A 23049-nucleotide genomic window follows, 5' to 3' on the forward strand; every position below is an offset into this window, starting at 1 on the left:
CAGAAGGAAAGGGGGGGTCCTCCTTTCCTCAGCAAGAAGGGAACACACGAATGAAAACGTTACCACTTTTGAACTCGACGGTCGCGGGGCTGATTGCCACACTGGTGGCTGGCCCGATGCTGGCCGAACAGGCACCAGGATTTTTCGACATGGCCAAGTCGGAACCGATTTACGCTCCGGGGGATTTCAAGCCCGCCCCCGAGACCATTAGCACACGCTTCGGAAAGCTTGAGTTCCCCGGCGGCTATCCCACCGAAGAGACCGCACAAAAGGTCTTCGATGAACTCGACCTTCAACGCGCCACGCAACTTTACCTCGACATGTACCCGGCACTGTCGGCGCATGGCCTGATGAAGGGATGGGTTCGCGACCTCGGGATGGAAGACAGCTCTCACATCCGGGTGACCGCGGACCGGCTCGATTCCAGTGCGCTGGTCCTGACCGGGAACACCGAGAGCCTGTATGCCTTTGCCGTTTTCGACCTGAAACGGGACGGCCCGACAGTGTTCGAAGTGCCGGCGGGGGTCATGGGGCCGCTGGACGATCACAGCTTCCTGTTTGGCGCCGACATCGGCCCGACCGGGATGGACAAGGGTCAGGGCGGAAAGTACCTGATTTTGCCGCCGGGTTATGATGGTGAGGTGCCCGACGGCTATTTCGTCGTGCGCTCAAAAACCTACATGAACTTCTCGTTCATCCGGGCGAATGCGGCCAAGGTCGGCTTGGGCGACAAAGCCATCGCGTATTTCCAGGACGGGGCCAAGATCTATCCGCTGAAGGACGGCCCCCGCCCGCCGGTTGTCGAGAACGCCACCAATGTTGCCTGGAATTCGCTGGTGCCCGAGGATGCCTCGGCGTTCGAGTGGATGCATGAGATCATTAGCTACGAACCGGCCGACGCCTTCGGCAAGGAGTTGCTCGGCAGACTGGCGTCTCTGGGCATCAAGCAAAACGAGCCGTTCGAGCCCGATGCGCGCATGCAGAAGATCCTTGAGCAAGCCGCGCAAGAGGGCGTGGCCATGTCCCGCGTGATCGCGTTCGAAAGCCGCCAGCCGGACGCCGTGGTTTACCCCGGCCTGAAATGGGAAAGCCCTTTCATCGGAGACAGCTCGACTTTCGACCCTGAGGGTTACTTCAATCTCGAGGCCCGGACCACGTTCCACTTCACCGCCGACGGGATCACCCCCGCCATGGCGATGCAGATGCCCGAAGGCACGGGGTCACGGTATCAGACGACCTACAAGGATGCGTCGGGGGATTATCTGGACGGGTCCAAGACCTACAAGCTGACGATGCCGCCGAACGTGCCGGTGGCGCTGTTCTGGGCGGTCACGCTCTACGACCCCTGGACGCGGTCCGAGTTGCAGAGCCGGCCGTACCCGAGCATCAGCAGCCAGCAGACACCTGCCCCCGAGGCCAACGCGGACGGGTCGGTGGACCTGTACTTTGCCGCCGAGAAACCTGCCGACGTCCCGGAGCAAAACTGGGTCCCAACGCTGCCGGACCAAGGGTTCTTTGCCTACATCCGCTACTACGGACCGCTCAAGGCCTTCAACGACAAGACCTGGGTGCCCAATGATGTGGTGATGGTCGAATAGACCCAACTATTGGACAAGCATCGGCGGGCCGGGGGTCTCCCCGGCCCCTCTGCATTTGGCGCATTGTCGCAGACCCGGCCCGGTCCCGCCCATGTCCTGCGTCGATGCGGGGCCGTGACCCGAAATCGCTGCGCCTTGTGACAGCGCGCGGCCATTCCCCTGGCGCGAGATGACCAAAACCAGCCCCGGACCGAGCGTATCGTACGAATATGAATCAGAAGGAAGAGGGTGTTTACACTTACTATACCCTGACTAGGTCAGCCCTCATTAATTCGCATAGCAACTCTTAGGGAGGTTAGAAATGAAACACAGCGTTTGGAGCATAATGCTTCGACAGTCCATGGCCATGTTGCTGATCCTTTCGTTCAGCGTGTCGGCAGCAATGGCTCAGGACATCCTTATAAAGAACGTCCAGATTTTTGACGGAGAGAACAGCACGCTGATTTCCGGAAAAGACGTCGTTGTAACCGATAATACAATCTCCGCTATCGTCGATTCCGGTGGTTCTGAGCAGGGTTACGCGGAGGTCATCGACGGCAAGGGCGGTTTCCTGACACCTGGTCTGATCGACACGCATTCGCACGCCACGATGGGTGTCGAGGAAGATGAATACATGGAAGGTGACCAGGCCTATGTTCAGATTCACTCGGCCATGGAGATGGGCGAGATGCTGTTGCGTGGTGTCACCACGATGCGGGATGCCGCAGGCAATGCGTTCGGGTTGAAGCGCATGATCGACCAGGGTTTGGTACCCGGACCACGCATCTACCCGGCAGGCGCGATGATATCGCAATACTCCGGTCATGGTGACTTTCGACCCCAGAACCCGAATGCTCTGCCCAAGAAATGGGGCGGCCCTCTGGGGCCGGGCGAGGTTTCCGGGCATGTTTTGCTTGCCAATGGCGTAGATGAAATGACAGCGGCGACGCGTCAACAACTGTTTCTCGGTGCCACCCAGATCAAGATTGCGGTCGCAGGCGGCGTGTCTTCTTTCACCGACCCGCTCTACGTCGTCGAATTCCGGCCCGAGGAAATTCGGGCTGCGGTTGATGCAGCTGCAGACTACGGGACCTACGTTATGGCGCACAGTCACTCGCCTGATGGTGTCATCCGGGCCGTGGAGAACGGTGTAAGAAGCATCGAGCATGGATCACTGCTCAATGAAGAAGCCGCACAACTCATGGCGAAGAATGACGTCGTCTATGTGCCGTCGGTACAGGTTCTGGCTCAGCTGAAACCGCTTTATACGGACCCGATTCGCAAGGCGAAGTTGCAGAAGGCGATGGAGGGCACGAGCGAAGCTATGAAGTTAGCAAAGAAATACGGTTTGCTTATCGGCTTCGGAACCGACCTCCTGTTCAGCTACGAGGGCCGCAAAGACCAGCTGAAGGACCTCGGGCTCAGAAAGGAGTGGTTTACGTCAGCCGAGATCATGGTCCAGGCGACCGGTAACGGCGGCAAGATCGTCGGCATGACTGGCCAACGAAATCCGTACGGCAAAATAGGCGTCATCGAAGAAGACGCCATGGCGGACATTCTGATCTATACCCGTAATCCTCTGGAGGACGTGTCAATCGTGGAGGACTATGAAAATAACCTCGCGTTCATTATGAAGGACGGCAAGGTTTACAAGAACGCGCTGTAGATAGCGCTGCACGCTGCAGCTGTCGCCGACCTGCGGCGGCTGCAGCGGATGGGACATTTTCATGGACCGAATCTGCGCCTTACTCCGACACCTGCGCCAACACATTCCCCTGATTGCTCTGAGTCTGGTGTCGATGGCTGCAGCGTCCCAGGAACCCAGCAATGGGACTGATGAACCGGTATCCAGCGCGGCCTCCGGGTTTGGCGGGCTAACGATATACAACGAAGTGTCTGTAGGAGCGGGCAATTGAACTTTATGGATCGAGCTTCAAATTAAGATGACATACAGAGGCCTGCACCCAAGCCGTAATATCTGGGCAATGGTTTTGGCCGCCTTGATAAGCATCCAACTGTCGGTAGCCAATGCGGATACCGTGAAATCCAATCCCTCCGTTTTTGGGGGGCCTTCCAGTGTTGAGTATCAGCTCAAGTCTGACAAGAAACAGAAAGCGCCTGCATCCAACGCACCATTGGGATCGGCCCAGGGCCTGACATTTGGTGGCGATATCAACCTGATGGCGCAATCCGCCAACGGGAGCGGGGTGGGCACCCGGGATGCCGTCGGTGGTGTGTTCCGCCTTTATGGGACCTGGACCCTGGTCGGAAATGGTACGGCGGACACCGGCGCTGTGCATTTCAAGGTCGAAAGCCGGCACCGGCTTGGCACGTCAATCGCGCCGCAGGGGTTGGGGCCGTCGATCGGATACGCCGGTCTGACGTCGATCACCTTCAGCGATGCAGGCCAGATACTGACCAACCTGTTCTGGCAGCAGTCCTTTGACAACAACCGCGTCGCCTTTGTTGCCGGCATCGTGGATACCACCGACTATGTGGATGTATATGGTTTGGGCAGTCCGTGGACCGGCTTCAGCAATCTCGCCTTTTCGACCAACCCGACCATCCCGGCCCCAAATCAGGGACTCGGCGCAGCAATTCGGTGGCGGTTTGGCGTTAACTATTACTTCACGGCGGGGATTGCGGACGCAAATGGCCAGCCCGATGATCCGGTTCAGGGCATAAAGAACCTTTTCGATACAGGTGAGACCTTCAAGCACGTCGAAATCGGGTGGTACGACACATGGGCCAACCGTTTCAGCGACAATTTCCACCTGAGTGCCTGGCAAATAGATGCACGCAGCGCGGCCGGAATCGGCAGCGGGTGGGGCGTCGCGGTACATGGCGGCCGGACGGTGGCAGAGCGCTGGACACCGTTTTTCAGGGCTGGCTATGCCGACGGAGGCGGTGCGCTGGTCGATCGCAGTATCAGCATCGGTACGGGGTACTCCTTGTTCAATGGTCGGGATCAGTTGGGCATCGGCCTGAATTGGAGCAAAGCGCCGCAAGGAACAACAAGTGGGCAATCGCGCGATCAATACACTGCCGAGGCATTCTATCGCTATCAACCACTGCCCAACGTGCAGATCACACCAGATATCCAGTATCTCGCCAATCCGGCCTTTGCACCGGGTGTTGACAGTGAATGGGTCGCCGGGTTGCGGGTGAGGATTACTTTCTGAGGGTGGCGTGAAATGACCAGAAAACGATTGGCGGCATTCCTACGTATTCACAAGGCGGCAGAAAAAAAGCCGATTGTTGGCTTCTCCTCGGTGAAAGCGGTCCGACAGATCGGTGGAACAGGGTAACTGCAACGAGATGGTTCTTCGAAGCCTGCAAAGGAAACAGAGTACCCGTCTGGTCTGGCCGCATTGTCGCAGACCCGGCCCGGTCCTGCCCATGTCCTGCGTCAATGCGGGGCCGTGACCCGAAATCGCTGCGCCTTGTGACAGCGCGCGGCCATTCCCCTGGCGCGACATGACCAAAACGCCCGAAGCGAATCGACGATATCTGGGTCAGTTCAATTGCGGCCCAAGTCGTTCGGGCCGGCACACCCGCGGGAGAAAGAAATGCGACCATTCACACACATATCGGCAATTCTGAGCACCAGTCTGCTTGCGCTGGGCGCTGCTTCGGCGCTTGCCGACGCCCCGAACATGCAGATGACCACCGAGCTGCCGGACTCGATCACCACGCCGGACAGCGTGGACACATCCCTTGGGAAGCTGACCTATCGTGACGGGGTTCCAACCGGTGCAACCGTCGAGACGCTCTATGATTATCTCGACAGGTCCCGCGCGGTCGACGTGATGCTGAACACGATGCCGACCATGTCGGCCTATGCCCTGCGCGAAGGCCAACGCGCTGCGGGTTGTGCCGACGCGGCGCATCAGATCTGCATTTTTGACACGCTCATGGATTCAACGTCGCTGTTTCTCACGGGGAACACGTCGACGATGTATGCCATCGGTTTCCTCGATCTCGGACGGGACGGTCCGACTGTGATCGAACTTCCGCCAGGCATGCTTGGCGTGCTTGACGACATGGCGTTCGAGTACATGACCGACCTAGGCGCGGCTGGCCCTGACAAGGGTAAGGGCGGCAAATACCTTGTGCTGCCACCGGGCTATGATGGCGATGTTCCAGACGGGTATTTCGTTGTTAAGTCCAATACCTCTGGCGTGTGGAACTTCATGCGCGGCTATCTCGACAACAGCCTGCCCATCGACAAGGCGATCTTTACCGCGTCGAGGAACATCCGCGACAACCTGAAGGTGTATCCGCTGTCGCAGGCGGACACCCCGCCGGCAATGGAATTCGTGAACGTGTCCGGCGAGGAGATGAACACGGTTGTTGCCACCGATGCCAGTTTCTATTCCGGGCTGAACGAGGTGATCCAGCAAGAGCCCGAAGGCTTCCTGGGCGTTGAGCGGACCGGCCAGATCGCAGCGATCGGCATCGAGAAGGGCAAGGATTTCGCCCCCGATGAACGGATGCAGGCGATCCTGCAGGATGCGGCGAAGATCGGCGAAGGCATCGCACGCAACTACACCTATTTCCCGCGCGATACCGGCGTGCAGGCCTTTGGAGCGGACAGCGCCTGGGTGCTGGCCTATCCCGACCGCAACACGTTCTTCATGCGGGGTAAGGGCCGCAACCTGGATGGGCGGACGACCTATCACTACGGTTATATCGTGGTCTCGCCGGCCATGGCGATCCGGACCGCCGGCAAGGGGTCGGATTACACCATGGCGATGCTGGACAGCGAAAAGCGCCCCCTCGATGGGTCGAAGACCTACAAGCTGACGATGCCCGCAAATGTGCCGGTCAAGGATTTCTGGGCGGTTACGATGTACGACACCCAGACCCGGTCCCAGTTGCAGACCGACCAGCAGTTTCCGACGCTGGGCAGTCAGACCGAAGGGTTCGAAGCCAACGCAGACGGCTCGTATGACATCTACTTCTCGCCGGAGGCCCCCGCCGGCAAAAAGGGCAACTGGCTTCAAACCGTTCCCGGCAAGGGGTGGTTCATCGCGCTGCGGATGTACGGCCCGCTCAAGCCCTGGCTGGATGGCAGTTGGCAACCCGGAGAGATTGAACTGGTGCAGTGAGTAGAAAATCTGCGGCCGGTTGCAGAACCGGCCGCAGAACAGCCACGGGATGGATGCGATGACCGAACCAGAAATCCGAAACGCCACACCGGATAACACACGTGGACACGCGTCATACGCGATACAGCGCGTGCTGGCGGCGGCCAGAGCCAGGGCGCAAGTGCATGTGGCCCTGGTTACGCTGCTTTTGCAGGTTCTCATTGGTGGTAGCGTCGTTGCGCAAACTACGAATCAGGACGCGTCAGATCTGATTGATCTGCTCCGAAGCGCGGCCAAGGATGTGAGTTTTGACGGGCGCGTCGTCGCGGCCAACCAGACCGATATCGCAAGCACGCTTGATAGCGTGGTTGCACAGATCCATTTTTCAGCGGAGCAGAGCGTGGAAGCGGGCGATCCGCTGTTCACTTTGGATCCCACGGAATTCAAACTGCGCGTCAGAACCGCTCAAGCGAGCCTTCTTGGGGCCCAGGCTGACACCGAACTGGCCAATGAGAACTACCTCCGTGCCCAGACACTTTTTGAGCGTGGTACCGTGACAAAACCACAGTTGCAAAAAGCGAAAGCCGAACTGGCTGGCGCGCAAGCTGCCTTGGCTCTGGCAGAAGTTGCCCTTGACGGGGCACGGATCGACCTTGAAAGCACAGTGATCCGGGCACCCATTTCGGGAATCGTCGGCCCTCCGAATGTATCCGTTGGCGCCTATGTCGAAGCCGAAACCGGCGCTCCATTGGCGCGGATTGTTCAGCTTGACCCTGTTCTGGTGGCCTATGAAGAGCCCTACGCAGAACAGGTTGAATTGTTCCATTCCACCGCGCTGAACTCTCCGGATGAGTTTCTCGGTCTCCTGAATATCAGGCTGATGCTGACGGACACTCTGATCTATCCGATCCCGTCCAAGCCGACCCATGCCAGCAGCATTCTGAACGAAGATAAGGGAACGGTCACACTGTGGGCTGAATTCGACAACCCCCAACATATTCTCAGGCCGGGTATGCGTGTCAGGGTTCTGACCGAGATTGACGAGGACGCAGTCAGAGAAATCACAAGCGACTGAACAATTGGTTTCCCACAGAAGAGGGTACAGGAAGTGGGGCGGAGCCGCGGCTCCGTATTTGGACCCGTGGCCCCTCAGATCAGGTTGAGCGCGGTCCCACTGCGAACCCTGAATGCTGAGACCGTGGCGCGATAGGACCAAACGCAAGTGACGAAATCGGTCACAACAAAGGTGTCTTGCAGCTTCACAACACCCACTCCAAGCCCAGGCACCAAGCAAATGCTCCGAAAGAAATCCGATTTTAAGTTTACTTTTCTATCGTCTACCGGCCGCAACGTCGTAGCTGCAGCATTGTTGCTCGCTACAACAGTTGGAGCGCCGACCCGGGCTGATGAGGGTGGAACAAGTTTCTGGCTTCCCGGACAATACGGCAGCTTTGCCGCCGTGGCACCGGACCCGGGTATGTCTCTGGCTTTGGTTTCGTACTGGTATTCCGCACAGGCGAATGCCAATCAGCCTCTGGAATTCGGCGGCGATGTGAAGCTTGGCGTCGATGCCGACTATTTCGGCCAGTTTTTCGTCCCCGCCTATACACCCGACACGACAATTCTTGGCGGCCGTCCAAGTTTTTCGATCGCGTTCATTCCGGCGCGCAATAGCGTGTCCGCAGACGTGTCAGTCGGAGGCATATCAACTTCTGCGTCAGATGACGTCACCAGCATAAGCGACCTTTACCCGACGGCACAACTTTTCTGGAACCAAGGGGTCCATAACTACATGGCCTATGTCACCGGCAACATTCCGGTTGGCAACTACGATCCGACGCGCCTCTCCAATCTGGGGCTTGGCCACGCGGCCATCGATGTCGGGGGGGCTTACACCTACTTCAACCCGGAAACCGGTTGGGAATTCTCTGTTACCGCCGGGCTGACTTACAATTTCGAGAACTCCGATACAGGCTATCAGAACGGCATCGACGCGCATCTTGATTTTGGGGTGTCCAAATTCGTCTCTGACACCGTGTCGGTTGGGTTGGTTGGGTTCGCCTACCGCCAATTGACAGCGGATCGCGGTCAGCCCGCGATTTTGGATGACTTCAAGGGGCAGACCTATGGCATCGGGCCGCAAATCAGCTGGGGGTTCGAGGCCAATGGAACCGAGGTATTCGCAAACCTGCGCGGCTACAAGGAATTCGGTGTCGAAAACAGGGTCGAAGGCGGTGGCGTGATGTTTACCCTGAGTTTCCCACTTTGATCCGCATCGCCGCGTTCCGCAGTGGCGCGATCGGACCAAATTGCGCGCGACGACGAATCTAGGATCAAACCAAGCACAGAGCAATTCGATCCGGGTCTGTGCGAAATCGGATGTCCGGGGAGATCGTGATGGCAAGGCGACCCATCAAGGTAATGAAACCGTCAGAAACTGCGACGTCTGGTGACGGAGCTGAATTGAGCCGGTCGAGTGACCTCGAACCCAGACATTCAACACAGTGCGGCAGTCTCAACGCCTGCAAAACGCATAGTTCCCGGGCGCAAAAGCCTCGTGTGGGTCCGGGAACATACCAAAAAAGCCATCTCATAGGAGAACTGAAATGAAAATTTTACTGTCGGCCACAGCGGGCTTGGGCCTTCTGGCGACATCCGCATTGGCAGAGTCGCCTACGTATGCGAACACCACCGATATTCCGGCCAATGTCGTCACGCCTGACAGATCCGAAACCCGGATCGGGACGCTGGAATTCGTCGACGGCGTTCCAACCCCGGAAACGTCGCAGGCGCTGTGGGATCACCTTGATTTCAGCCGCGCGGTTGAGGCGATGATCATGACCACGCCCGCCGCATCTCTGGCCGGGTTCCGCAGGGGCATCCGCGAATTCGGCCCTGACAATGAAACCATGATGTACTGGCATGGCCGACTGGACTCCAAGGGGTTGCTGCTGACCGGCAACACCACCGTGGTCTACGGATTCATGTGGATCGACCTGAAAGACGGGCCAATGATCATGGAAACGCCGCCCAACGTTCTCGGCATCATCGACAACGCCTGGTTCCACTATGTGACCGATTTCGGCAACGCCGGCCCGGACAAGGGAAAGGGCGGCAAGTACTTGCTGGTGCCTCCAGGATACCAGGGAGACCTCCCCGAAGGGTATATCGTGCGTCACTCCGACACGTACGGTCACTGGCTTGCTATCCGGGGGTTCATGACGAATTTCGAAGCCGACCCGGTGGTCGACAACATGAAATCCCATTTCCGCCTGTACCCCATGGGGGAGGAACCCAAAGAGGTGAACTGGGTCGATGTGGCCCTGAAAGAACTCAATACCCTGCACGCGCAGGACGCGACCTTCTTTGAAGAGGTCAATGAGATTGTTCAGGAAGAGCCGAATGCGGCGCAGGACGCGGAGATGCTGGGCCTGCTGCGGTCGATTGGCATCGAAAAAGGCAAACCCTTTGCCCCGGATGAACGGATGCAGAAAATTCTTGCCGAGGCAGCCGCGGTCGGCACCGCGGCGCAACGCTCGATCATCTGGGCCAACCGCGACGAAAACCGCATCATCTGGCCCGATAGCAAGAGCTGGGAAAAGGGCTTTGCCGGAGGCAGCTACGAATTCCTGAATGACAGCGTCAGCCTGATCAACTCGCGCGCTCGGTTCCACTTCTATGCAACCGGCATCACACCGGCGATGGTGAAACCTCCGGTCGGCGCCGGGTCGCAATACGTGATTGGCCTGCGCGATTCGGAAGGCAATGCGCTGGACGGGGCCAAGACTTATCACGTGCATGTGCCCGCCAATGTCCCGGCCCGCCGGTTCTGGGATATCACGGTCTATGACAACATGACCCGGTCTATGCTTCAGGTCGACGACCCGTACCCGGCCGTCACAAGCATCGACGAATCCGTTGTGCAGAACGACGACGGGACCTGGGATGTGTACTTCGGTCCGGAACGACCGGAGGGCGCGGACAACTGGGTTCAGACCATTCCCGGCAAGGGCTGGAACATGCTGTGGCGGATCTATGGCCCCGAACAGGCCTGGTACGATGGCGAATGGCGGCCGGGCGAGGTTGTCGAGGTCAAGTAAGACGAAGCCGACAGCCGAAAACTGGATATCGCCGGGGCAATGGCCCCGGCGTTGTTTTTTTGGAGGCGGCCGTTGGACCAAACGCTGATTGGCAATCGATCATGTGTCAGTCCAGCGGTTCGCGCGGGGTTCTGGACCCGCCCTGCGGTCGGACGAAACGGGTGACGACGAAGCTCTGAAACCGGGAATTGGCGGCCCTGGTTCTTGAAACCGTACCGGCGACATCCATTCCAGTATCATTCGCCGGGTGGGGTTTTTCGGCGGGGGCATCTGCTGCTGGTCAGGAAGAAAGGGCCGGCGGTGATCAAAGCCTTCAACTTGGAGAATAAGCCATGATGATCGTTAGGCGTGTCCTGACCGAGGCGCTGGGCTCGGGATTGTGGTGGCGATGCCCAAGGCCCCAGCTGGGCTGAATCTTGGCTGGGTCGGCCCGATCCGGCGGACCGAAAGCTCGTCTTGGGGCGAACGGCGGCGCCGGTCAGCCTTGCGGGCGTGATGCCGCGGTGTGCGCCCAGAGTCTGTAACTGCTGACCATTCTCGTCAAGAAAGACGGGGCCGTGGTGCCTCAGAAATCAGGGTTCCGCGGTCTTCTCAACGTCTGCTCCTGACATCACGGCTATTTGGTTCGCGCTTGCAGAGAAGGTCCGGAGTCCGCCCTTACTGTCGAAATGTGCATGCCGCAGCATCGGTCACAAAGGGCTCTTCGGTTGCATTCGCTGCGGAGGAAACGAACGTCTCCAATGCACGCTGGGTTCCTTCAAGCATACCAGCACAGAAAAAGGGGAACCGTGTCACCACGACTCCCCTTTCGGTTCAGCTTGTTCAGTCTCAAACGCTGATCACGCGACCAGCGACAGCCCCGCGCCTGCGTCCCGCGGATGCTCGCCACTGTCGATGAACGGGATGATCGAGAAGGTCTGCCCGCCACGCTGTTCTTCGTTCTGCACGGCGTTGACGCGCAGGTCGCCATCAGGCGTGTTGATCAGCAACGACAGGTAGTCATTGCCCGTGCGGCTGCTTTTGGCCATCCAGGCCGAGCCGACGCGGATCGGTGTGCCCCGGGGCGAGCTGACCTCGATCCGGTAATCGGGGTGGGTCTCCTCGGATTTGTAGCTGTTCTCGATCAGCATGAACTCCAGATCGAACATCATGTTGGCGATGTAGCCGGTGAAGGCGTTGTCGGCGTCCATGGCGGTGAGCTCGCCCGAGATCGAGCCGGATCTCATCAGGCCGTTCGAGACCAGTGGGATGATCTCGAACGCGCCGCTTTGGGCCGCACGCGCCTCTTTCGTCTGCACCGCGTTGACCCGGAACGGGCCGAGGCCGACATCGATCTGCATCGAGATGTAGGGGTTGCCGCTGGTATTGCCGGTCTCGTTCCAGGCCGTGCCGATGCGCACCTTGCGGCCTGACTTGTTGACTGCCGTCACGTCAAAATCCGGGCTGCGCGCGGACATCTTCGGGCGGGTTTCAAGCTGGATGGCGATGTCAAAACGCGTCGAGTGGATCATGCCGGTGTACTGAGCGGCTGCGGTCTCGACATTGCGGGTGAGGGTTCCTGCGAACATGGAATGGTTCCTTTTGGATTGGCCGGTGTCTGACGTCCTTGCCAGCGCATCCGAGATTGCTTTCTCGACCCCTTGAGGGATCACAAATCAGAAAGCCTGCTTTCCTTTCAGCCCCACCCACGGGTCAGAGCTGCCGTTCGAGTGGGAATGCCCCCGCGCCTCCGGGTGCTACGCCCCTCCTCTGCCCGTCTGGTCTTGATTGGCTGCCCGGATTTTGTGCGGCGTCCTTCGATTGCGCGACGAAGAACTCCGCCTCTCTTCCGTTCAACCGGTGCCCGCCCCGGTCGGTCAGACCGATACAGCTACCATTCGGCAAATAGGTGATGAGGTACTGACCGAGCCGGTCCTTGTGGACAACGTAGCCGGTATTGGCCCAGTGCACGGTCTGGCCGGCATCGACGGCGGCCTTGATTTCATCGAGTGTCATGATCCCCCCCCACCTTGCCTATTCTGCTGCCATTGAAGCGGCATCTGGTGCCTGCCCCACGATCCGGGCCAAAATATCCACCGTGTCGATCCCGTCCCCGTGCGGCAGAAATACCCGCAACTGGAAGGCGATGATCTCTGTGAAACATCCCATTGCCTTGAGGCCATCGATCATGCCCCGATCCGCACCGGACAGCTCGAGGCGCATCTCACCTGCGACACGGCGACGGGTCAGGGTCAGACCCCGGCCCAGGTCGACCGGCGCGGTGGTGCCGAGCGAAGCGGTCAGCATTTCTTGCGGCGTTTGCGGGTTGGAGACGAGGAAGCGGGCGCGCAGCGCGGCCGCACCTTCGTCGCTCAGCGTGCGCCCGATCATCGCGGTCGCCCCATCCGGCGTGACCCTGTAGATGCGTTCATTCGTGGTCGGAATGTCCTTCCAAATCGGCAGCAGCAGCCCGGTCAGCAGGTAGAGCTTGGTCGTGGTGGTCTTGGGCAGGGACGCAGCCTCGGCATCCCAAAGGCGGGTGAACTCGGGCCTGTCGATCTCTTCCCAGGCGGAGGACTCGAACCGCGCCTCTTCGAGATAGCTCGACCCGTTGGGCCGCACCGCCTTACGCATCAGCGTCACGATGTCCTCGTCATACATCTGCATGGGCCGCGCCGAGATGAGCGCCGCGCGGCCAGAGGCGCGGTTGACCATGGGTAGCTTGTCGGGATTGCGCGGCATGGCCTCTTCGGCCTCAAGGACGTGGACCGGGTCGGTCACCTCGAGCCCGATGATCCGTGTGACAGCACCAGATTTCGGGCAGGTCCAGAGATCCTCTGTGGAGACCTGTTCGATCTTTTGGCCACGCAGGGTTTCGACGCCGAAATCGAGCGTGCCCGCCGCGCGCGCCCGCTCAGACTGATCAGCGATCCGGCGCATGAACTCGGCAAAGAGTGCGTTCTGCATGTGGATGGGAAGGGCAAGCACCCGGTTCAGAAACCGCTGGATCGGGGGCAGCTCTTCGAGCAAGACCCCGTCCTTGTCGATCAGCCGCAGGGCCGTCCAGTCGGCGAAGCTCTCATAACTCATCGCCTCGGCCCGCCCGGCGGCAAGATCGGCGAAATACCCACGCAGCGCAGCGCGCGCGAGCGGGCTTTCCAGATTGTCTCCCTCACGGAACATGCCTTGCGAGCCGGTCTCGCGCTGACCCTTGGTCAGGGCCCCCAGCTGGTCGAGGCGTTTGGCTATAGTCGACGTGAAGCGTTTCTCGCCATGCACATCAGAGGTGCAGACCCGGAAGAACGGCGCGCTGACCTGCGCCGAGCGATGGGTGCGCCCGAGCCCCTGGATAGCCGCATCGGCGCGCCAGCCGGGCTCCAAGAGATAGTGCCGCCGCCGCTTCTGGTTCTTCGCCGTTTGCGCTGCGTGATAGGAGCGGCCCGTGCCGCCCGCATCCGAGAAAATCAGGATATCCTTTTCGCCGTCCATGAAGGCCTGGGTTTCGGACGAATTGCTGCTGGCGGCGCGCTTCTCGATGAAGAGATGACCATCCTCGGCCTTCAAAGGGCGGATGGACCGACCCGTGACCTCTGCGACGGCCTCGTCGCCAAAAGCCCAGAGGATCTGATCGAGCGCCGAGGGGATCGGGGCCAGCGTCATCAACTCCATCATGGCCGCATCACGCAGGGTGAGCGCCTCGCGCGAGACGACGAGCGCGCCGGTCTCATCCCGCATGGGTTCCGCCACCATATTGCCGTCGACCTCGACCAGCTTTTGCGCATGGATCGGGAAAGCCTGTTCGAGGTAGGCCAGTACGTAATCGCGCGGCGTCAAGGCACCCTCGACAAGTTCATCCTCGGGGTCCATCGTCTCAAGCCGGCGTTTCAGCAGACTCTCGCCCGTCGAGACCACCTGGATGACGCAAGCCTTGCTCGCCGCCAGATCGTCCTTGATTGCGCGGATGATGCTTTGAGCCTTCATGCCCATCAGGAGATGGTTGAAGAAGCGCTGTTTCGTGCTCTCGAAGCGGGACTTGGCCGAGGCGCGAGCGGCCGAGGCATTGGTCTCGCCCGAGGCGTCGTTGACGCCGGTCGCCGTCAGCGCGGCTTCGAGATTGTGGTGGATGGTGCGAAACGCACCCGCATAGGCGTCGTAAATCTCGATCTGGGCCAGGGTGAGCGCGTGTTCGAGCACGTCATACTCCACGCCGTCGAAGCTGAGGGCGCGGGCCGTGTAGAGGCCGAGCGTCTTGAGATCGCGGGCGACCACCTCCATGGCGGCAACGCCGCCGGCTTCCATCGCCGACACAAAGCTCTCGCGGCTCGGGAAGGGATATTCGGGGCCCTGCCCCCAGAGCCCCAGCCGCGCGGCATACGCGAGGTTGTGCACGCTCGTGGCACCCGTGGCCGAGATGTAGAAGACGCGGGCGCGGGGTGCTGCCAGTTGCAGACGCAGGCCAGCAAGGCCTTGCTGGGAGGGTTTGACCCCCCTGCCCTGCTCGGACCCTGCCGCGTTCTGCATGGCATGGGCTTCATCAAAAGCGAGGACGCCGTCGAAATCTCCGCCCATCCACTCAAATATCTGGCTCAGCCGCGTGGTGCCGCATTTGCCCGCGGACCGCAGCGTGGCGTAGGTGACGAAGAGGATACCATCGCCCATCGGGATGGGCTGGTCCGGTTTCCATTTGGAGAGCGGCTGGATGTCGGCGGGCGAGCCGCCCAGATCGGCCCAGTCGCGGATCGCGTCCTCGATAAGCGTGGCGGACTTGGAGACCCAGATCGCCTTGCGGCGCCCGGCCAGCCAGTTGACAAGGATGAGCCCCGCGCATTCGCGGCCTTTGCCGCAACCGGTGCCGTCGCCGAGGAAATAGCCGAGGCGATAGGCCCGTGCATTAGGGTCATCATCGGCGCGCGTCAGCTTGGTCTGGTCGTCATCGATGGTAAACCGACCGGGCAGGTCGCGCCCATGGGCATCATGGGCCATGATGATGGTCTCGAGCTGCGCCTCGGAGAGATGTCCCTCTTCAATCAATCGCGCGGGCAGGCGTAATTCCGAACTGGCCGCGCCTGAAGGTACGGGTGGCGCGACCGAGGCCATGGCGATGCTTTCGACGAGCGGGGTGGGATGTTCCTGCGCACCCGCGATCTCGATCCGCTGCGGACGGTAGCGCGCATAGATGTCCGAGATGGGCGTGTTGTCGCGCGGGGTCTCAAGTCTCGTGAAAACTAGCGGGACAACGGCATTGGCCCGGGATTTGGAGGGGGCGACAGGCGCAGCGGCGGTCTTGCGCGGGGCAGAGGATGCAACGGTCGGTCGAGCATGAGGGATCGGTTCAACCCGTTGGGCGGGGCGCATCTCGGTCCGGGTTGCGGCCACGGCATCGACATATGCCAAGGCTTCATCCAGATCCCGCACAGGGACGCGGATCATCTCGCCGTCCTCCTGCACCTTGTCGAAGACCATCAGCTGGGTTTCGACAGAGGTGCCAAGCTTGCGGTAGACTTGCCCCGGCATCGTGAGTGCCAAGCGCGGCGTGAGGAGACCGCAGGCGCGGGACCAATGCGCGGCATCGCGTTCGGGCGTGAATCCCGGCGGCATGATCGCCACAAGCCGCCCGCCGGGTGCCAGGCGCTTTGCAGCCGCGATGAGATGCTTGGCGGCGATGTGCTTGTCTCGGGAGCGATCGACCGAGGAGGCGAAGGGCGGGTTCATCACCACGACGTCGGGTAGAACCGGCGTCTGCAGTAGATCATCGATATGTTCGCCGTCATGGCCTGTGACCTCGTCGCCGAAAACCGCGCGCAGGAGACGCTGGCGAAAGGGGTCGATCTCGTTGAGCAAAAGCGTGCCACCGGCCCGGGCGGCAAAAGCAGCCAGGGCACCGGTGCCCGCCGACGGCTCCAGCACGGTCTCGCCCTTGCGGATCGCCGCGGCCCGCAAGACCAGCGCCGCGAATGGCAGCGGCGTGGAAAACTGCTGCAGCCGGATCTGCTGCTCTGACCGGCGCGTTTCCGTCAGGAGCCGTGAGGCAAGCAGCTTTGCAGCGGCGATGTCACCAGCCGCGGCGTCCCAACGCAGCAGCACCTGGATGGCGGCTGCCTGCATCAGGTCATAGGCCATGCGCCAGTCCCAGGCGCCCATGGCATCGCTGCCTTGGAACGTCTCGCGCATGATGCGCGCAAGCGCTGAGCTGCGCAGGGGTTGACGGTCGATCTCCGCGCCGATCTGCGCGAGGGCAGAGGCGAGGTCAGCTTGGGAGGCTGAGAGAGCCGGTTTGGGCTTGGTCATGGGGAATTCCTTTGGATCAGGGTCTGAGTTCCAAAGGAAAAAAGCCCGCTCTACACTTTGAAGGCGTAGAGCGGGCAATTTCTTAGCGGGGGGCCTGCACCCCGATCATGGCCACTGCTGCGCAGCATGAAGAACGCGCAAAATAGTCACCATCTCAGGGCTTTCAGCATAAACCACGATGTAGTTCGGCCGAACAACCATCTCCCTAGTCCCGTTCACACGGCCCGCGCGGTACATCTGAGGGCGTTCTGGAAGGAGGGACGTCTTGTGTTCAATCTCGTCTTTGAGAACTTGGGCGGCATCCGGGTTGTCGTCAGAGATGTAGTCAATGATTGCCATCAAGTCGGCGATGGCCGTGGCTTTCCATTCAAGATTTGGCCCATCAAGATTTGGCAAGGCGCTTCCCGTCAATCAATGCCTGGGCGTCTTGCATAGCCTTGGCATGGGGCGTTGTGGGCCTTGGATCGTCCAGCGCTTCTTGTACCTTCGCCCTGAACCAGGCGTCATAGGCATCCGGATCAGCGGTCAATCCGGCAGGCAAGCCGCCTTCTGCGGCCACGCGGGTCAGAAGAATACGCACCGCGTCGGAGAGCGTCAGACCGACGCCCGCAAGTGCGTCCGAAGCCTGTGCTTTCAGCTGATCGTCAACACGGACATGAAGCATGGATGTTTGGGCAGGCATGGATGGTCCTCCAATTGATGGGAATGATGTATCTCATTTGAGATACAATTTCAAGTCGGCAGCATGCGCGCGCGTGGTCCCGTGGTGTTGTCTCAGCGGGCAACTCAGCCATCCTGCCCCGCCAAGAACTCCGCCAGCACCGGGCTGGCCGCCCCCTTCGCGGAGCTGAGCAGCTCCGAGCCCGCAAGCGAGGCTCGAGACAGGCGCACGAGCCCGCCGGTTTCCTCGATCCGGTAGCAGCGGCGGTTTTGCCGCCCCCGCCTGTAGTGGGTCGCAGTGACGATCTGGCAGGTGCTGCCATCGGTGAGCGTCACAGGGGTGGCGAGCCTGATTTTGTCGCCCTCCTCGTAGTCCGGGATCGCAGCCCAATCCCGGCAGCGCTGACGCCAGTCCTGGGCGTAGCTGTCCGGGTCTTTCAGGTCGGAGAGGAGCTCGATTAGCCCAAGCGGCGCACGAGACTCGTTCGGGCCAGCGCTTTCCTCCATGTCCTTGTAGCCCCAGCACCCGTCATCGTATCGGGTGAGGAAGACAGCCCCGAAGGTGATCGAGCCGTCCGCATCTGTGGCGTAGGTCGTGTCCTCGACAGCGGTGCCGTCGCGATTGGTGACCCTTGCCGCCGCGTACCAAGTCGAACCCACCTTGCAGGCTTTGACCAGTTCGGTTTTGCGCGTGTCGCCCTCGAAAGTGCAGAGCCGGGCGATTTCCGCTTTCTCATCCGCGTAGTTCTGGACGCGGCCGTCGGTGTAGAAAAGCCATCCCATCTCAGAGTCCTTTCTCTCGTTGGGGAAAATTGTTGTCGCCAATGTCCCGAGAGGGCCGCAGGCCCGGCAGGGTATTGGCGATGCGTGTTTGAGAAAGGGCGCGTTACGCCGCCCTCCGGTCATCGATTTCCATCAGCGCATCGAGCGGCACGCGGTAGGGCTGCATGGCGTCGAAATCCTCGCAATTGCCGCAGTTCTGCACGATCGCGAAAGTGTCGCAGGCATCCTTGAGGATGACCCGGAAGGTGCCGCCGAGGCCCGAGGGCACTTCGTAGGTCCCGCCGATGAGATAATCCGAGGCCCGGCGCACGAAGACGCGGATGCTGTGGCCATCGGTGGCGAGCCGGATGGCCCCTCGCCCCCGGTCGATGAGCACCTGCATGTCATCCAGGATGTCGGTGTAGAACTGGCCGGTCAGATCGCGAAACGCCATGCGGCGCTGCGCCATCCAGTCGGTGTCCCGAAACGGGTTCATGCCGTCGGCGAAGGCGAAAGAGGGATCGGCCTGTTCGGTGGTGACGATTCGGGTGGTCGTGCCATCGATGCCGTTTGAGCGCAGATGCACACCATTGCCGACGATCAGGATCAGGGCGGGCCTGTCCACGGGCCCGTTCCAGTTGGGCAGGAAGGTTTTGCAGGCGCGCGCATGGGCGATCTGTGCCGCAACAGCGGACGCAGAGAACTTGAGAATAGCCATGGGGATGTCTTTCCGTTGGGTGTGGGAGGGGCGACCCGCGCAGGCAGAAGGGCTTGCGCGGGTCACGTGACGGCTCAGGCCGCTTGCGCGATCTCGTTGTCAGGCTCCGGGGTTTCCGCAGCGGGCTCCGCCTCATCAAAGGCGACACCGGCGGTCTGCATCATGGGCGGGCACCAGGCGGCCACGGCAGCGCGCTGCACGTCCGTGAGCGTGGCGAAGGGCTCGGCGAAGAGCTTGTCGCAGAAGGCGACGATCTCCTTCTTGCTCGACGAGGCCAGCGTGACCGCCTCCTGGGCGAGGCCGAGATCCTCGCCGAGGATTTTCAGGAGCCAGGCCTTCTTGAAGCGGTTGAAGAGCGCCGCGTTCGGCGTCCAGTGGGCGCGGACGTCGGGCATGATCTCGATCTCGAACGCATGCATCAGGCTATCGCGCCGAGGATCCCGCGCGAAGCAGGACTGCGTGGTGCTGGCCGTCGCATAGGCCAAGAGCTTGGCCTTCTCCCCTGCATCGAGCGCGCGAAACGCCGCGAACTGATCGGCGGGCGGGCGGGTATCATCGAGCCACGAGAGGTCCAGCACATCATGCGCCGCGGCCACCTGCTCGAGGGAGGTCTCGTCGATCTCGTCCATTTTGGCGTGGTTGCGGTATTCCTTGCGGGCATCGATCTTGATGGCCTGCGTGACGCTCATGCCGCTGGCCAGAACGTCACTGACCAGCTTGAAGAGCGTGAGATCGAGCGTGGCTTCCGGATGCAGCGCCATCGCGGCCCCGAGCGCCATGGCGCGCTCGGTCTTGAGGTCTTCGGCCAGTGAGGCCGGGTAGCTGATTTCGCCTGCGTCCGGGGCCTCCTCCCCCGTCGGGTTGGCCGAGGAGCCGCGCGCGCCCTCCTCTTTGGCGGTGTCCTCGGGGCGCACGAGGCCCACATGGAGCGTCACCTTACCACTCGACCAGGACGCGACCACGCCTGCACGGGCCAGGTCCTCGGCGCTGTAGGCTTCCTGCAGGTCGCGGGCTTCTTCTTCCAGAGCGTCCACGCGGTCGTAGAGCCCATTGTAGGCATCGTCTTCGAGCCCCTCATCTTCCATCTCGAGCTGGAGTTGCTCGAGCTCGGCGGTGATCTCGTCGACGCGCTTCTGGGCGGCCTCATTGGGCTCGATCGGGCCGGGATAGACGCGGCCGTAGTCAGCCATGGTCGCATAATCATAGCGGACCATCGCATCGGCCCAGGCAAAGCCCAGTTTTGCGCGGGCTTGCTCAGCGGCAGCCCCGAGTTTCTCGAGCAGGATGGTCTCGACCAGCGCCGCATCTTCCAGCACGGAATGCTCTTCCAGGAGATCGGCCGCGATGGCCCCACCCCGCGCTTCGTAGTCCTCGCGCACAAAGGCCCCGATATCATCGCTGACCTGCACACCGCGGGATTTGAGCGCCTGACGGACGGTGTAGGCCTGCAGGTAGCTGTCTTCCTTGGTCAGCGCCTCATAAACCTCGCGCTGAACCTCCTGGCTGGGATGCTCGGCAAAGGCCTTCATCGTATCGAGCGTGATCGTCTTGGCCCGGGCCGCCGCGCGGATGTCGGGGTGGATCAGGCCATAGCGCAACCGGCCTTTGACGGCGGCAACCGTGGTGCCGAATGTCTTGGCGATCATCTCGGGCGTCTGGCCGTCGACTTCCATCATCCGGGCGAAAGCCTCGAATTCGTCAATCGCGTTCATGGGCGCCTGGGTGATGTTCTCGGCGAGCGACAGCGCCGTGGTGACGTCGCTCTCCTCAGGGACAAGGCGGCAGTCGACCTTGGTTTTCGCGGTGAACCCCTTGGCGGCCTTGTCGGCGATCAGCTCCTTCAGCGCGGCATGGCGCCGGCCACCGGCGAGGACAGCGTATTTGCCGTCGAGCTTCTGGACCAGGAGAGGCTGGAGCAGGCCCAGAATAGCGATACTGGCCTTCAGATGGGCGATGTTCTCGGGGTCATAGGTTTCGGGGGAGTTGCTGCGCACATTGGCGGGGTGAGCTGTCAGATCGCCGATGGCGACGGAAGCGGGATTGAAACTTGCGGTCATGGGATATCCTTCTCGATGGATTAGATGCGGCCCGCGCATTCAGATGCGCGGTCAATCCCCAAGGGCGGGGATCACAACGACAAAAGGCCCACTCTCCCTTTGCAGGGTCAGCGGGCCATAATTTCTTGGGGTGTCAGAAGGGGGTGTCCCCTCCCCTACCAGTCGCACGCCATCATGATGGTCAAAACGCGCACGGTGGTGGCGGGGTTGTCCGGCGCCTCAGCCCCGTAGCGGAAGTCGGAATCGGCTTCGTACAAATCCAGTTTCCAGAACACGGTCTCGCCTCGGATCTCGACCGCCCCGAAATCATGCCATCCTTCGGGATCGTTCTCGGGCTCGAAGGTCTCGAACATGCCCGTGGCCTTCACCGCCTCGGCCATTAAGCCGTCACCAGCCTCCATAAGCGAGCGGGTGACATGCATCCGGCCCTGGAGGGGCTGCGCGGGCGGCACTCCGAGGCATGCGAGCTTGCGAAACGCGTCGTTCTGCGCTGCGATCACACTCGGATCAGGGCGGTCTGTCTGGGGTTGTGCGGTGATGGTCATGGGGCATTCCTCTGTGAAGTTGAAACACCCATCTCAAAGCCTGCTTTTTCTTTTCCGCCTGGCGGCAGGACCGAAGGAGAAGGTGCCCTACCCGAACAGCCCCTTGGATCTGTAATTCGGGTTGGGGATGGTCTCGACCCAGCCACCCCGTTCCTTGATGGTCTCGAGCGCTGCCGAGAGTGGATAGGCGCCCTCGGATGGGCTCCACCAATAGGCACCGCGTTTGAAGGTGATGATCTTGCGGCGGCCATCTTCAAAGCAGGCCACCCGCAGCGTCTTGGGTTCCTTGCGTGACATGCGAGTCTCCGTTCTCTGTGTGGTCAGGCGGCCTCGGCACTGCGCCCTGCCCTGCCCACCTCCGATCTGGCGATCAGATAGTCGCAGGCGCGCTGCGCATCGGCCGCGTGCTTGAAGATCGCGTTCTTGTCCGAGCGCAGCACGCGCAGCCAATTGTAGAGATACGCCGCGTTCATTTCGAGCGTATGGGCTGTAAATCCGAGCGTCTGGCCAAGGAACACCGAGGTCAGCTCGGCGACGATCTCTTCGCGGGCATAGGCCGTGTTGCCGAAGCGTGACAGACCGTAGTCGCGGTTCAGCCGATGGCGCGCCTTGGTGGCATGGGCGAGCTCATGCGCCCAGACCCCGTAGAATTTCCGCGGGTTCTCGAAACGCGCGATCGACGGCATGAACACCTTGTCCACGGGCGGCAGGTAGTATGCTTCCGTCCCCGTGAAAACGGTCGTGATGTCGATGGCATCAAAAAACGCCTGCATATGCGGGATGGGCTCGGACGGCGGATGTTCGGGTGCCGGCTCCGGATCGGGGAAGAAGCTCTCGGGCAAGCCCTCGATCTGGCAGGCGTTGAAGACGCGGTAGGATTTCTGGAATCGAAAGACGCGGGCCTCCTCAGAGCGATCATCGTTCTCCCTGTGCTCATCCTCATCGCCGGCGTCTTTCCGGCTTTTACCGTAGTAGACAACGACAGAGGATTTTTCGCCCTTGCGGACCTTTGCATCCAAAGCATTGGCCTGGGGAATGGTCATCCAGAAAGGCGAACTGTGGCCCGCCATCACAGTGCGCATGGTGAGCAGGAAGTTGTTCACTCCCTGGTAGGGTTCTCCGCACACGCGCAGGGGGCGCGCGCTGCCGCCTGCGGTCCAGGGCTTGCGCCAGGGCAGGACGCCGCGCTCGATGATGCGGATGATTTCGTTTGTGATGACCTCGGAGGCATCGAATTTGGGCGTGCGCGATCGGGCCATGGCTGGCCTCCTTT

18 protein-coding genes are annotated in these 23049 nt (G+C 61.0%); 7 read left to right on the plus strand and 11 right to left on the minus strand.

Annotation, left to right across the window (positions count from 1 at the left end; genetic code table 11):
• Positions 1–50: 50 nt before the first annotated feature.
• From AC2FIT_RS14285 to AC2FIT_RS14315, 7 genes are all read left to right on the plus strand, one after another.
• Positions 51–1598: a DUF1254 domain-containing protein gene (locus AC2FIT_RS14285; protein ID WP_496830515.1), complete on the plus strand. Its 1548-nt coding sequence runs from the start codon at positions 51–53 to the stop codon at positions 1596–1598.
• A gap of 301 nt (positions 1599–1899) precedes the next feature.
• A complete protein-coding gene (locus AC2FIT_RS14290; RefSeq protein WP_496830517.1) occupies positions 1900–3243 on the plus strand; it encodes a metal-dependent hydrolase family protein in 1344 nt (447 codons plus the stop codon).
• Positions 3244–3520: 277 nt separating this feature from the next.
• Complete coding sequence (locus tag AC2FIT_RS14295) at positions 3521–4759, plus strand: carbohydrate porin (protein ID WP_496830519.1); 1239 nt, start codon at positions 3521–3523, stop codon at positions 4757–4759.
• 387 nt (positions 4760–5146) lie between these two features.
• A complete protein-coding gene (locus AC2FIT_RS14300) occupies positions 5147–6688 on the plus strand; it encodes a DUF1254 domain-containing protein (RefSeq protein WP_496830521.1) in 1542 nt (513 codons plus the stop codon).
• Between the two features lie 58 nt (positions 6689–6746).
• On the plus strand, positions 6747–7742 hold the full coding sequence (locus AC2FIT_RS14305; RefSeq protein ID WP_496830523.1) for an efflux RND transporter periplasmic adaptor subunit: 996 nt from the start codon (positions 6747–6749) through the stop codon (positions 7740–7742).
• A gap of 294 nt (positions 7743–8036) precedes the next feature.
• Entirely contained in the window at positions 8037–8936 is a 900-nt protein-coding gene (locus AC2FIT_RS14310; RefSeq protein ID WP_496830525.1) for a SphA family protein, read from the plus strand.
• A 337-nt stretch (positions 8937–9273) separates the two neighbouring features.
• Positions 9274–10767 (plus strand): DUF1254 domain-containing protein, encoded by a 1494-nt coding sequence (locus tag AC2FIT_RS14315; protein ID WP_496830527.1) that lies wholly within the window; start codon positions 9274–9276, stop codon positions 10765–10767.
• Positions 10768–11606: 839 nt separating this feature from the next.
• Here AC2FIT_RS14315 and AC2FIT_RS14320 read toward each other — a convergent pair.
• From AC2FIT_RS14320 to AC2FIT_RS14370, 11 genes are all read right to left on the minus strand, one after another.
• On the minus strand, positions 11607–12335 hold the full coding sequence (locus AC2FIT_RS14320; protein WP_496830529.1) for a DUF736 family protein: 729 nt from the start codon (positions 12333–12335) through the stop codon (positions 11607–11609).
• A 124-nt stretch (positions 12336–12459) separates the two neighbouring features.
• Positions 12460–12762, minus strand: coding sequence for a hypothetical protein (locus tag AC2FIT_RS14325; protein ID WP_496830531.1), 303 nt, complete (start codon positions 12760–12762; stop codon positions 12460–12462).
• Between the two features lie 18 nt (positions 12763–12780).
• A complete protein-coding gene (locus tag AC2FIT_RS14330) occupies positions 12781–17034 on the minus strand; it encodes a strawberry notch-like NTP hydrolase domain-containing protein (protein WP_496830533.1) in 4254 nt (1417 codons plus the stop codon).
• A gap of 105 nt (positions 17035–17139) precedes the next feature.
• On the minus strand, positions 17140–17445 hold the full coding sequence (locus tag AC2FIT_RS14335) for a type II toxin-antitoxin system RelE/ParE family toxin (RefSeq protein WP_496830535.1): 306 nt from the start codon (positions 17443–17445) through the stop codon (positions 17140–17142).
• Entirely contained in the window at positions 17417–17716 is a 300-nt protein-coding gene (locus tag AC2FIT_RS14340; RefSeq protein WP_044353023.1) for a type II toxin-antitoxin system RelB/DinJ family antitoxin, read from the minus strand. Before AC2FIT_RS14340 ends, AC2FIT_RS14335 begins: the two co-directional genes overlap by 29 nt.
• Positions 17717–17820: 104 nt before the next feature.
• On the minus strand, positions 17821–18477 hold the full coding sequence (locus tag AC2FIT_RS14345; protein WP_496830538.1) for a DUF6927 domain-containing protein: 657 nt from the start codon (positions 18475–18477) through the stop codon (positions 17821–17823).
• 103 nt (positions 18478–18580) lie between these two features.
• A complete protein-coding gene (locus AC2FIT_RS14350) occupies positions 18581–19174 on the minus strand; it encodes a regulator (protein WP_496830540.1) in 594 nt (197 codons plus the stop codon).
• A 74-nt stretch (positions 19175–19248) separates the two neighbouring features.
• Positions 19249–21231 carry a ParB/RepB/Spo0J family partition protein gene (locus AC2FIT_RS14355; RefSeq protein WP_496830542.1) on the minus strand — a complete coding sequence of 661 codons (1983 nt, stop codon included), beginning with the start codon at positions 21229–21231 and terminating at the stop codon, positions 19249–19251.
• A gap of 155 nt (positions 21232–21386) precedes the next feature.
• Positions 21387–21776: a DUF3768 domain-containing protein gene (locus AC2FIT_RS14360; protein ID WP_496830543.1), complete on the minus strand. Its 390-nt coding sequence runs from the start codon at positions 21774–21776 to the stop codon at positions 21387–21389.
• 87 nt (positions 21777–21863) lie between these two features.
• Positions 21864–22073, minus strand: coding sequence for a DUF6330 family protein (locus AC2FIT_RS14365; RefSeq protein ID WP_496830545.1), 210 nt, complete (start codon positions 22071–22073; stop codon positions 21864–21866).
• 23 nt (positions 22074–22096) lie between these two features.
• A complete protein-coding gene (locus AC2FIT_RS14370) occupies positions 22097–23035 on the minus strand; it encodes an ArdC family protein (protein WP_496830547.1) in 939 nt (312 codons plus the stop codon).
• Positions 23036–23049 lie beyond the last annotated feature (14 nt).

Source organism: Ruegeria sp. YTSA135, from assembly GCF_059610165.1.